Source organism: Jezberella sp. (assembly GCF_964834465.1).
Genome location: NZ_CBAZRM010000026.1, coordinates 1 through 14,639 on the forward strand (window position 1 = coordinate 1; position 14,639 = coordinate 14,639).

General features: G+C 55.7%; 1 protein-coding gene. It reads right to left on the reverse strand.

The genetic code is table 11. From position 1 onward, the window contains the following. A partial coding sequence (locus AC1W8Y_RS14400) for a hypothetical protein (protein WP_482015190.1) occupies positions 1–14,639 on the reverse strand: 14,639 nt, incomplete at both ends.

The window sequence follows — 14,639 nt, forward strand, 5'->3', positions numbered from 1 at the left end:
AAGCCACTCACGGATTGGGCTGAACCGTTATAGATCGTTGTCAGGCTAGCACCGGTCAAGGTCACCAGACCCGTGTAGGCGTTGATGGTGACGCTATTCTTACTCGAGTAAGCAGTCAGGCTGGGCAGTAGGTAGTTGCTTGCCGCACCAGCTGTGTTGCCTGAGCCGCCATTCGCCAAGGCAGTGATACCCGATACATAGTTAGCGCCGTTAGCACTCACGTTGGCGCTATTGGCGAGCGCGGTACCGGTGTAGGTCAACACCTGGGTATAGGCACCCACCGTCACACCCGTGATGGTGACCTGTGCGGATGTCAAACTTGTTGTCGTGTCATAGGTTTTCACTGCGGTGATGGTTGCGGTTGCCTGACCAATCGTCAGAGCACCCGTAGCCAACACGACGTTACTGTAATTGGTGTTGGTGTTGCTACCTGTCACGGTATTGGTGTAGGTGCCTGCATTGGTGCCACTCACACTCGCGGTATAGCCAGCTGCTGTGGTCGACAAGTTACTGCCATCCGTACCCAACATCCCGACGGCGCTAAAGCCTGTCACCGTTTGAGCCGAGCCACTATAAATGGTGCTTAAACTGTTCGCGGTGAGCGTCACCTGCCCAGAGTAGGCGCTGATAGTGACACTGTTATTGGCAGAATGTGCAGTCAGGCTAGGCAAGACATAGTTGCTTGCCAGGCCAGCGGTATTACCCGACCCGCCGTTGGCCAGGGCGGTGATGCTCGTTACATAATTGCTTGCATTGCCGCTCACGTTCACATTGTTCGCGGTTGCGGTGCCCGTGTAGGTCAGAATCTGTGTATAGCCCCCGACCGTCACCCCGGTAATCGTCACTTGGCTTGAGTTCAGGCTGTTGGTGCTGTCGTAGGTTTTAGCGGCACTGATCGTGGCGGTTGCTTGTGCAATCGTCAAGGTCCCGTTAGCTTTGACGACGTTGCTGTAGTTCGTGTTGGTGTTGCTGCCTGAGACGGTATTGGTGAATGTCCCGGCATTGGTACTGCTGGCGCCGCTGGCGCTGTAACCCGACATGACGCTCGATGCATTGCTTGCATCTGTACCCAGCAAACCCGTTGCCGTGAAGCCGGCGACCGACTGTGTCAAGCCGTTGTAGGTCGTACTCAGGCTGGTGCCGGTCAGCGTCACCTGCCCAGCATAGGCACTGATCGTGACGCTGTTATTGCTTGAATAGGCTGTCAGGTTTGGCAAGACGTAATTGCTGGCCAGACTGCCAGTGCCGTTCGCAAGCGTAATGCCAGACACAAAGTTCGCGCCATTGGCGCTCACGTTGGCGCTGCTCGCGACCGCTGTGCCGGTGTAGCTCAAGGTCTGACCGTTCACGCCACTAATGGTGACTTGGCCAGAGGTCAGGCTGGTGGTGTTGTCATAGGTTTTAGCGGCACTGATGGATACTGTTGCCTGATTCACCGTCAACGTGCCTGTCGCGTAGGTGATGCTGTAATTGCTCAGCAGTGTGCCCGACCCAGCCACCGCTGCGCTCGCCACGATGCCGTTCACGGCCCCCGAATACGTGCCTGCGTTGGTGGTATTGGGTACTGTCGTGACACTATTTTGCTTCAGTGTCACTGAACTGATAGTGTCACCGTAAGCGGTGACTAAGCCACTGGTAGTGAAGGCGCTCGTCCCCAAGGCAAGGCTGGTGCCATAGGTGGTCGATTGATTGGACGCGGTGATTGTCAAGGGGGCAGCGGTGATCGTGTAGGTTTTAGCGCCGGATAAAACGATAGTCGCGCCATCAGTTGACGTTAAGCTGCTGGCGGTCAAGACCGTGGCCGCTTGCACATTGTTGGCGTTCAGACTGGAGGCACCGATCGTGCTGTTAAAACGCAATACGCTTTGCATGTAGGCGCCAGTAACCCCAAACGTTGTCGTGCCTGTGGCGGTCACCGTCGAGTTGGCTGCCAGCCAGGCGGTCGCACTTGAGGCGTTGTACGCCGTGCCGTAAACCGCTGAATAACTGGCTGTCAACGTATCGTTCAAGGTGTAGCTAAATGTCTGACGGTAATCGACAAAGTTGCCGCTGGTGTAGCCCGAGGCGTTGGTGAAGGTGCCGCCTGCTTGTCCGTAAGTCACATTGGTCGCGATTGAAGCAAGGGCGGTGGTTACCCCAATCTGGTACTCAAGGGTGCCGCTAGTGCCGGGGTTGGTACTGGGCGCCGCCATGGACAGCCCTACCCCTGCCGTCGTGCCTGCCCCAGACGTCGTCACGGTACCCAGTGCCGTCACCGTGCCGCCCGTTGTTGTCCCCGCGGCGATCAGATAGCCCCCGGCGATGCGGATACCCGCACTGCCCGAGTTGGTCACGGCGCCAATGCTTGCATTACCGGTGGCGTCGATCAGAATGCCCGACGTCGTCCCCGTGTTGGTGATCAACCCAGCGGTTAAGACGTTACCAGCCGTGCCGCCCAGACCGTAGATGGTGACACCTGCGCCGGCAGTTACGGTGCTGGCGCTCAGCAAATCTACCGAATAGGCACCCGAGGTCGTCGTCCCAGTCATGGTGACACTTCCTCCGGTAGACGTAATCGGCGCGCCTGAGTAAACGCCATAGGAGGCCGTCGAGGTACCCGTCAGCGTAATGTTGCCTGCGGCCTTGACGCCTGAATAGGTGGCCGCTGTGACGCCATAGGTGTTACCGGCAGAGAAGGTATAGCCCACTGCGGTGCCAAGCTCTACGCCGTAACCCGCGCTTGAAGCAGCGGATGCCAAGACTGTCGCCACGCTGGCAATTGTGTTGCCCGCAGCACTGCCGTTGGCATTCGTCAGGGTGGTGGTCGTCGCAGCTTCCATCGTCAGCGTCCCCGCTGCGTACAGCGATGGACTGGCCAAATAAATGGCGCCATTGGTGGCGCTGTTCGAGCCGCCATTACCCGCAATGACCATATTGCCCAGCGAGTTCAAGAAAACGTAGCCTGCGACATCCACCCCATTAGAGGCTGTGGACGCTGCATAGCCAATCAAGTTCAGGGTGTTGCCAGCACTCAGGACTTCAGGTGCGCCGCTGGTGTTGCCCGCAAGGTAAACACCATAACCGGTTGTGCCGGTATCTGTTCCCTGCAACGTAATCACACCATTGGTCGTGTTGGTCGCCACGAGGTTGGCCGCAGCAGCGAGGTAAAGCGCCGCAGACCCTGCCGAGTTAACCCCGATCAGGGTGATGCCGCCAGCCGTTGAGGTCAGTGACACCCCGTCGTACAAGCCATAAGCGCCGCTGGATGTCCCTGCCACCCCAGCAACCCAAATGTTGCCGCTGGCTGAGATGTTGGCGTAAGTACCAGCCGCCAGACCGTACGCGTTGCCACTGGTCAAGGTGAAGCTGGCGGGCGTTGCCAAGGTAACACCGGTATACAAACTCGATGCCGCAGCACCCGCGTTTGGTAGTGCTGCATTGGCAATCCCGCTGAGAGTGCCCGTGGTGGCGCCTTGAATCGATAACGTCCCGCCCGATTGCATGGCGGTGGTAGCAAGATAGATACCCGCATAGGTATTCGCGTTTGCCGTACCAAGTGAGGTGCCCGAGACGGTCATATTGCCGCCCGACACCCATAGCGAGCCGGCCCCTGCATACACGGCCGCATTGCCGGTGGCTGAACTCTCATATCCCGCCACGCTCAACGTTGTGCCTGCGTTAAACACTTGTGGAACAGTGGCCGAGTTGCCATCGACATACACCCCATAACCAGCCGCACCGGTCGCAACCCCACTGATGGTGATCGAGCCATTGGTGGCGTTGGTTGCGATCAGACTGGCTGTGCCAATGAGTCGGACCCCTTGGTAAGCACCACTGCTCAAACCAATGACGGTGATACTGCCGCCCGTCGATGTGAGGTTAACGCCGCTGTCATAGAAGCCATAACCCGCGCCTTGTCCAGCCGCCCAGATGTTGCCAGCGGCAACCACATTGGTGTAGGTGGCGGCGCTCAAACCATAGGTATTACCTGCACTGATGGTGTAACTAATCGGGGCTAATAAAGCGACCCCGGCGGTCGCTGTGCCTGCAGCCGCTGTGCTGGCAACGGGCGTTGCAACGTTAGCGATTCCGTTAACGGTACTGGTGGTCGCACCTTCGAAGGTCAATGTGCCGCCTGCATTAATAGCGACATCTTGCACATAAATCGCCCCATTGGTAGCCCCAAGTGTCGTGCCGGCAATGACCATGTTCGACCCAGCGTACCAAATTTGGCCACCAGTACCCGTGGCCACGCCGCTAATGCCAGAACTGCCGCCCATATAGCCTGCGATAGTGAGTGTGTTGCCAGCGTTGAGCACTTGCGGCGTGGATGTTGAGTTACCGTCGAGATAGACACCGTACCCACCATTACCGAAGTTCGTGCCTTCAATCGTGATACTACCGTTGGTGGCGTTGGTGGCAATAAAGTTGGCGCCAAGGATTAGCCTGACTGCCTGGCCACCACTGGTATTGACACCGACCAAGGTAATACTGCCATTGGTCGAAGTCATGGACAGTGAGTCGTAAATGCCGTAATTACCAACGGTTGTTGAGGTACCGCCAGCGATCGAGATGTTGCCTGCAGCGAGAATGTTCGCGTAGGTACCAGCGGCAAGCCCGTAACTATTACCAGCCGTGATCGTATAGGTTTCAGGGGTCTGAATGACCACCGCGTTATAGGTACTGTAGGCTGCAGTGTTGGCGGCAGGTGCTGCGACACTGGCAATCGTGGTCGAACTCAACCCACCATTTTGCGCGTTGACGGTTGAGGTACTCGCGCCCTCAATGGTCAGCGTGCCGCCTGACTTGATCGATAGCGCATTGAGGTAGACGCCTGCATAATAGTTCGGGTTGAGGTAGGCGGGATTCAAGCTCGTACCAGCGATTGTCATGTTGCCGCCAGAGACCCAAAGTGCGCCAGCGCTGGTGAAAATGGCTGACAACCCAGAGGCAGAGCTTGTATAGCCAGCGATGCTCAGCGTCGTACCAGCATTAAAGACTTGGGGCGCTGCGGTGCTGTTGCCAGCCACGTAAACACCCCAATCCGTTGCGCCACTGGCAGAACCGCTGACCGTGATACTGCCGTTCGTTGCGTTGGCAGCAATCAAGTTAGCAGTACCAGCAAACTGTATACCCGAACCACTGGTGCCGGTCGACACACCGATAATAGAAATCGATCCACTGGTCGACGTGATCGAATCAGCCGTGTAAACCCCGGTTTGGTTGGCCGAACTACCCGCAATCCAGATGTTACCGGCAGCATTCAAACCGGTATAGGTACCGGCATTCAATCCGGTGACTGTGTAAGCGGTTGGTGTCGAGAGGTAAATAGCGTTACCGTTAGAGGTCACCGCAGAACCCGTGACACCTGAAGCAATACCGCTGACGGTGGTCGCCCCTTGAATAGTCAACGTACCGCCAGCGTAGGTTGAAACAGCTGCCAAATCAACCCCGTAGCCACCCGAGGCAGAACCGTAGGCTGATAAGGTCGTGTTGCCGCCTGACAGCAGCGCCATGTACTGTAAGAAAAGGCTTGCACCGCCACCACTAGCACTTGTCAAAGGTGAATACGCTGTGATCGCTACGTTGCCTTTGGCGTTAATCACCATATTGGTAGCAGTAGCGGTACCCTCTAGATAAATGCCGCCGAACGTGCCAGTCGCGTAGTTTGACGTCCCTGTTAAATTGATGTTGCCAGTCGTCGCTTGAATAGAAACAGCGCCTTGCAAATTGATACCAATTCTGCCAGCGGTACCCGTGATATTGATATCGCCACTGCTCGTGGTGATTGCACCAACATAGACGCCCTGAACACCGTCGTACACGTTGCTTACAATCGTCGATGTACCAGAAATTGTAATTCCCGTGCCAGCCGACAGTGCAGAACCCGTCAGGTCAACACCGTTGTTGCCACTGGATATACCTGTCAGGGTGATCGTCGTGCCAGCAGTCAAATTGCCGCCTGCAACAATCCCTTCACCGGTCGTTGCATAAGTACTGGCATTAGCCGAGGTGATAAAGCCACTGACAGGGGTGCAACTCGTGCCGGTGCAACCATAGGTGTTGTCCATGGTGATAGAACCGGGCACGTTCACCGCGGGGTCAATCTGAGCACCCGCTGCTGTCGCTGAGAAATTCACTGCACTGGTCGATCCACTAGTGACCGTAATCGCACCGGTCATGATGGTCGAGGCAGAGGTGCCGCTTGTGGTCTTATAGGTAATGTTAGAAGCCGTACCACTGGTATTCGCGGCGACCGTGATGGCACCGGTTTGATTAATCATATTGTTCGATACGAACGAGATACTGCCACCGTTGGCATTTTGCGTGATGGCGCCGCTCGAGAGAATGCCAGTGTTACCCCCCCCTGCAGTATCGTTGGCCGTGATCGAAATATTTCCAACCGCGTTGGTAATGGTGGCACTACCTAAATTCACCACGGTCGCAGCCGTGGTACTCGTACCCGTAATGGTGACACCGTTGCCGGCTGTGAGGTTGCCAGATTGAATGACTGCAGAGGCGCCATTGGCTATCCCGACGAGGGTGATGGCACCGGCTGCGTTGATGGCACCCGTGTTGTAGACACCGCCATAGGTTGCGGCTAGAGTGGCGGTCCCGTACATCGAGACATTACCGCCTACGCCAGAGATTTTGGTCGCCGTGATCGTACTAAACGGGTTGTAGATGCCCGCGCCACCGTATATCGGGTTAGCAGCAGTACCGATATTGACGTCGCTGCCGTAAGCGTTAAGGGTTGCTGAACCGCTGTAGTTCCAAAGCGCCCCATTTGCGCTTGGAGTGTAAGCGAGGAAGGTAATGCCGCCGCCAGCAATCGTCGACGTCCCAGCGTTAATGGTCGTTGCACCAAAAATGCCGACGGGATCATCCGGACCATTGCTCGTTAAGGAGAAACCATTGATGGCGACGGCCCCAGCACCGTTGAGTGTATTTTGGCCCGCTGAAATCGTGCCACCTGCCAAATAAATCGCTGACGCGTTAGAGGCCGACCCCCCTGCGTAAACCGCCTTTAACGTAATGTTGCCGCCTGCCGTCAGGCTTGAAACAGACACCCCATAGGTGCCGCTAGCCACCGTGTTAGAAGTCGTTACCGTACCGTTCGTCAAGTATCCGCTGACAGGGGTACAACTGGTGCCCGTACAACCGTAGGTGTTATCCAAGGTGATATAGCCCGGTGCTGAGATGGCCCCAGCGGTCATGGCGGCCCCCGGCGTTAACGCTGAATAGTTGACTGCCGAAGTGCTTCCCGAATTCACGGTCAACGCACCGGACGTAATGTTTGACGCACTCGTACCTGTGGTGGTGTTATAGGTGATCAAGCTCGCCGTGCCGCTGGTATTCGCAGCGACCGTAATCGCACCCGTTTGAGAAATAACGTTGTTAGAAATAAACGAGATGTTGCCACCATTGGCATTTTGCGTAATGGCGCCGCTCGAGAGAATGCCCGCATTACTGCCACCAGCCGTATCGTTAGCAGTTATGGTGATGTTGCCGCTCGTGTTGGTCAGCGCCCCTGAACCCAACGAAAGAATATTTGCCGCAGTCGTACCGGTCGCCGTGATAGATATGCCTGTACCTGCGGAAATATTACCTGTTTGACTCAATAGCGTATAACCTGTCGCAGCGTTACCCACACCAACGACTGTCACGGCACCTGCTGCGTTAATTAGCCCGGGATTACTGATTGCCTGATACACACCCCACGCAGTGCCATAGATGGACACGTTGCCACCAGACCCAGCTATGTTGGTTGCCGTGAGGGCCCCAAGCGAGATAACCCCACCACCACCATACATTGGGTTAGCAGCAGTACCGATAGCGATGTTGCTGCCATAGGCATTCATCGCCAACAAATACCCAGATGTCCCTTCAATACCAGCACCACCGGCATTATTGGTGTAGCCATACAGATTGATCCCACCGCCTGCTATCGATGCGGTACCAGAATTCAAGGTAGACGATGAGCCGTACAGCAGAATCGCGCCATAACCCACGCCACCCGACACGATGTTGTAGGCGGTCAGGTTGACTGATCCGGCACCGCTTAAGGTGTTTTGCCCGGCAGAGATTGTGCCACCGTTCAGATTCAACGCCCCAATCAGCGTTGTGCCCGCGTAGGCTGCGTTCAGGGTGATGTTGCCCCCCGCCGTCAAGCTATTTACGTTAATCGCACCAGTCGCCGCTGTGGTGGTGTTGGACGTCGTGATAGTGCTATTCGTCAGATAGCCAGACACGGGCGTACAGCTGGTGCCAGTACAACCGTAAGTGTTGTCCAAGGTGAGGTAGCCCGAAACCGAGGTCACCCCTGTGGTAATGGTTGCGCCTGCGGTGAGATTCGAATAGTTGACCGGCTTGGTGCTGCCAGCACTGACCGTCAATGCACCCGCTGTAATCGTTGATGCCGTGGTACCAGTTGTCGTGTTGTAGGTGACTAGGCTCGCAGCGCTGCTGGTGTTGGCGGCAACGGTCAGGGCACCCGTCTGGTTAATGGAGTTATTCGAGATAAAGGAAATGTTGCCGCCACTGGCGTTTTGGGTGATCGCACCTGAAGAAGTAATCGCCGTGTTACTGCCACCGGCCGTGTCATTTGCCGTGATAGTAATTGCGCCTGATGCGTTGGTCAGGGTTGCTGAGCCAAGCGTCAGAATCGTCGCGGCGGTGGTGCCCGTGGCCGTGATGGATATCCCATTACCGGCACTGATATTGCCGGTTTGCGAGACGATAAAGCCCGAACTAGCGCCCGTGGTACCAACGCCCACGATCGTCACTGCGCCACCTGCGGTGATTGACCCGGTATTGGAAATTGCCTGATACGTCGACGAGGCTGTGCCGTAAATGGAGACGTTTCCGCCAGCGCTTGCAACCGTTGTTGCGGTGATATTGCCTAGTGCACTGACGACGCCAGCGGCGCCGTAAATCGGATTCGCTGCCGTACCAACGCTAACATTACTACCATAAGCATTGATGGTTACAACACCGCCATATGGGTAGAAGGAACTATCGCCTGATGGGGTATAGGCGAGCAGAGTAACGCCGCCGCCCACGATACTGGCTGTTCCTGAATTAATGGTTGTTGCACCATCAACTGCCAAAGCCGCAGTGGATAGTGCATATAAACTGTAGGCATTAATCGAAACCGCCCCGGCACCGCTCAGTGTGTTTTGACCCGCCGAAATCGTACCTCCGTTTAATTGAACGCCCGCTAGCGTATTGCCACTACCTGCGAACACACCGTTCAAGGTGATGCTTGCACCTGCCGTGAGGTTTGTCACGTTGACGCCACCAATCGTGGTCGATGTTGTGGTGTTCGTATTGGTGACGGTACTTGAATTCAGATAACCGCTCACAGGTGTGCAGCTCGTACCTGTGCAACCATAAGTGTTGTCAATCGTGATGTAACCAGGCACCGATAAGCCATTATTTGCTGTCAACGATGAGCCCGCAGAGAGCACTGAATAATTGATGGCGCTGGTGCTGCCAGCGGTGATAGTCAACGCACCTGTTGAAATTGCCGACGCCACCGTGCCTGATGTCACGTTGTAAGTGATCAGACTTGCAGTGCCACTCGTATTCGCGGCCACAGTGATTGCGCCGCTTTGACTGATCGAGTTATTTGACACAAATGAAATGCCACCACCATTGGCATTTTGTGCGATCGCGCCACTCGACGAAATACCTGTGTTGCCCCCGCCCGACGTATCGTTGGCTGTGACGCTGATGTTTCCTGCGGCATTGGTGATCGTTGACGCGTTTAGCGTCACGATGGTGGTCGCCGTCGTACTGGTTCCTGTCACGCTGACGCCAGTGCCAGCGACGATGCTACCGGATTGATTGACCGCGGCGCCCGTCGTCGCTATACCAACGATGGTGACAGATTTTGCAGCATTAATTGAACCTGGCAGGTAGACCCCGTTTCCACCCGCAAGGGTTCCTGTGCCATACAACGATACATTGCCACCCGCGCCAGATATTGCTGTTGCCGTCAGCGTCGCTGAACCCAAAAATGCGATCCCGTAACCGCCGTAGGTGGGATTCGCGGCCGTGCCAATATTGATGTTGCTCCCATAAGCATTAAATCCGACCGTAATGCTGTTGTTCCCCCAAAACGAGGTATTCGTTGTTGGGGTATAACTTAGAAAGTTGATTCCAGCGCCTGCAATACTGGCAGTGCCTGCGTTGACCGTCGTGGCCCCGGCAAACTCTACGGCACCGCTCAGGCCCCCGGATGTCAGTGAATAGCCATTGCCGTTTATTGCACCAGCCCCGCTCAGGCTATTTTGACCGGCAGAGACAGTGCCACCGCTAAAATAAATGCCTCCTCCAAAAACTGAGGCGTTGGCATAAGCAGTCACACCGTTCAGGGTAATCGTGCCCCCAGCGCTCAGGCTCGTTACTGTCACGCCACTGCCCGTGGTTGTTGTATTAGACGTGGTGACTGTGCCGTTAGTCAGGTAACCAGTCGTCGGCGTGCAACTGGTGCCTGTACAACCGTAGGTGTTGTCAAGCGTAATGTAGCCCGGTACTGACACTGCGCCGACGCTAATCCCCGATCCGTCACTCAGCACCGAATAGTTTATTGCTTTGGTGCTACCGGCGGTGGTGGTCAGTGCGCCAGTCGTTATGGTTGACGCGCTCGTGCCTGACGTCGTGTTGTAGGTCACGAGGCTAGCGGCAGCACTGACGTTCGCGGCCAGTGTGATTGCCCCCGTCTGACTGATGGAGTTATTCGACACAAACGAGATACTGCTGCCACTGGCGTTATCTGTGATCGTACCGGTTGATGTGATGCCCGTATTGCTGCCAGCACTCGTGTCAGTCGCGGTGATCGATAAGTTGCCCCCGCCCGCATTAATCGTTAAATTACCCGTCAAGCTCACGATCGTGGTTGCGGTCGTGGCGCTACCTACAACCGTCAAGCTGCTACCAGAGATCGCAACACTGCCCGTGACTGCATTCAAGCCTTTTGAACTTGCCTGGATATTGACGTTACCCGTTGCGGTAAGGGCGGTGCCGTTTAAAACAACCCCATTCGTTTGCGATACCGCCGTGCCTGCTGTGATCGCGCCTGTTGTCGAATTGATGCTGCCGCCAAACGACGTACCGACAGACAAGTTCGGTGAAGCTGTGGTGTCCGCAATCAAGCTTGTTTTCCCTGCACCGGTGTTATCAATGGTGATATTTGCACCGGATATCGTGCCCGAGTTCTGGGTCACGTTACCGTCCAACGCCTGCAAGGTGATGTTGCCTGACGTACTGGTGACATTGCCCCCTAATCTGATCCCATTACCAGTGGATCCGTAAATCGCTTGACCTGTCATGGTGATGTTGCCGGTACCGGTCGCAATCGCCGCACTGGTGACAATGCCATTCGAATTGCTGAACGAACTGGAATATCCCACTAGCGTGATGTTGCCCGCAGTGGTCGCCCCGACCGCCTGCCCAATAGCACCCGAAATCAACAAGCCACTCTCAGAAGAGGTCGCCCCACTATTGCCGAGAGCGATCCCCGTCAGACTCAACGTTGTACTGTTGCTGAGGTTAATCGTGCCGAGGTTGGCCAGACCTTCTTGCCCACCACCACCACTGGCCGACATCGTCCCTGTCGCCGTGAGGGATCCCGTCTTAACATTCAGCGTACCAAACAACAACACACCATCATCTGTGCCACTGGTGCCTTGAACGACGACTGTACCGAACGTGTTGATCGTTGAGCCAGTATCGAACCTAACCCCACGGCTGTTGGCAAAATTATCAGCACCGGTGGCGGTTGCCTGCCCCACGATCGTTAAGGTCGTGCCGCTCGCCGCGGTAAACGCATCGGTGCCTGTGGCTGTCACAAAGAACGCGCCAGTGCCTCCTGCCGCAGTAGAGGCCATGACACCAGTCAAGGTGCTGGTACCACTCGTGCCAGTGGTGGTGATGTTGGCACTATTGACTTCATACCCGTAAGACGAGCCCGATGTCGAGGCAGACTTACCGTAACCCGTGATATTGGCGCCTGAAATGTTGGCTGCCTGGACAATACCGTAGCTTGCAGACGATACGCCGGCCATGTTCAGATTGTTGGTTGCGGTCAAGGTTGCATTGACTGTGATACCCGTACCGGTTGAGCTAGCCGACCCTTGCGTAATCGCGCCTGTTGTTGTGTTGATCGTGCCGTTGGTGTTGTCGAGTGAGACGTTGTAAGCACTGATCGATGACCCGGCAGTGATCGTGCCACCATTCGATTCAGCGGTCACATTAACGATACCCGTACCTGTATTCGTGCCCGTGACGGCTGCCAGCGTGATACCAGAACCAGCGGTTGTTGTCGTCAAGGTAATACTGGTGTTGGTCGTTGAGGCATTCGCAATGCTAAGCCCACCGGTCAGCGTGATCGCACCGGTTGAGGTCAAAGTGATCGCGGGCGTCACCGAGGTAGTCCCTGTCAACGCAATCGAGCTTGATCCGATCGCCAAGGTGCCCGTGATGTTGGCGACGACATTACCCGCACCACTCACCGCGTTATTAATCGTGGTATTCGCGGCCAATTGATAGCTGAGGATGCCCCCGTTGGACAGCGTCACGGCACTGGTACCGAGTGAACCAGTCGTGCCCGTCGTGCTGCTAGCCCCAATCTGCAAGGTGCCTGCACTGATGGATGTAGCACCGCTGTATGTATTAGCACCTGTCAGAATGGTTGTGCCGCTGCCAATCTGAGATAGAGTGCCCGTGGTCCCCGTAATCACGGCCGCAAGCGTCGCGGAAGTACTCAAGTCAAACGCCAGTGTGCCGCCCGCCATCGTGACACCACTTGTGTTGGCGATCGTGCCAGTGGTGCCGTTGGCGTAACCGAGTTGCAGGGTACCCGCCGTGACCGTGGTCAAACCGCTATACGTATCTGTGCCGGATAAGGTTTGGAGGCCCGTGGTATTTTTTAAGGCACCAGTGCCTGAGATCACCCCAGAGTAATTGGGCGAGATGGCGTTGCTGTCGTTGAAAATAACCGTTGCACCATTGTTGGCGATATTGCCACTGCCAACAAGACCACCGGTGACATTAACGTTCTTGCCAGAACTACCCGTGACAGTTGTACCAGAAGCAAGTGAGACACCAGCATTCGTCGCACTGGCGTTGGTTGCCGTGCCGTTCAAACTGACATCACCCCCAACGGCGGTAATGGTGACTGTTCCGGACTGCGTCGAAATACCCGCCGACGTGCCGGTCACACCGGTTCCTGTTAATGAGACAGCACCGGCGGTCGAGGCGATCGAGGAGCCCGTCTGCATAAAAATTCCTGAGCTTGCGCCAGTGCCGTTGAACGTGACGCTTGAACCCGAAATCGACTGAGCGCCTAAATAAATACCTTGAGCATTGCTGCTCTGCGTACCTGTTACGTTGACTGCGCCAGTCGTTGAAATATTGCCTCGAATCGTTTCTGCGGGACCCGTGGATGAGTTACCGGTTGCGCTGAGGGTAACCCCACCCGTACCCGAGGTCAGCGTCCCCCCGACGTACATGACATAAGCCGCACCGCCACTGCTTGTTTGTGTACCTGATAAAGAAAGCCCCCCGGTAGACGATGTATTGGTCACAGTCACACTCGGCCCAATGAACAGATCTGCTTGGCCAGATGTAGTCGTACCACCGTTACCTGTAAACGTCGCCGTACCGCTCACCGCCAACGATATAGAGCCGCTAATCAAGACTCCCTGTGCACTGGCCGACGTTCCAGTAACGTTGGCAGTCCCAGCAGTAATGCTCGGAGCAGTCGCTATCTGAACGCCCGAGGCACTCGTCGAAGAACCAGTGACAGTCAGGATACCGGCACCATCAGCAATCGTTGCAGCCCCACCGAAATAAACACCCGCGTTCGAAGCGCTCGAACCGACAATCGAAATGTTAGTGGCTGTAAAAGAAGAAGTGCTCGTGAGATAGACGCCAGGGCTAGCACCGGTCGTGACACCGTCTATTTGAATACCATTGCCAGTGGTCGCACTGGCGGTAATTGAGCGAGAATCACTGATTTGAATGCCAGGTGTCGTGCTTGTTGCTGTACCACTACCACTGGTGAGTACATTGCTGGTGATCGTACCGCCCGTATTGTCAATAAAGACATAGGTACCCGAGATATTTCTGGTTGGGTTGACACCTCCGGTCGGTGAGTTGTTATTTTGATCGTTAAGGTAAATCTCGCCTTGATTGGTTTGAATAATGACATTGTTGCCGGTTGAGACGAAGGATGTTGGTGCCCCTTGGTAACCCGTGCCTGCGGTGTAACTGGCAGAGGACAAGTTAATCGCGACGGTAGCAGCGTTATTGGTCGTTGCCTTAACGGTCACCAAGCCGGTGGCGCTCGCCTGAACACCAGCAAAAGTTAGAGCGGCGATCGTGTTACTGACAGAGGCCGCATTGATACCATTGATAGTCAAGGTACCACCAGCGGTGTAGGTATTTTGAACGTCTTGCCAATTAGTTGTTGTGTAACCGATACCGCCGCCGTTACTGGTACCACTGACCGTCCCTGTCAACGATAAGTTACCGGTAGCCGTCATGACTGTGCCGTAAGTGGGGCCTATCCAATCATATATGCCATAACCGTTGCTGACCTGACCGGTCGCGGTGACCGCAGTACCAGTCAACGTGATGTTAGTGCCGGTCAA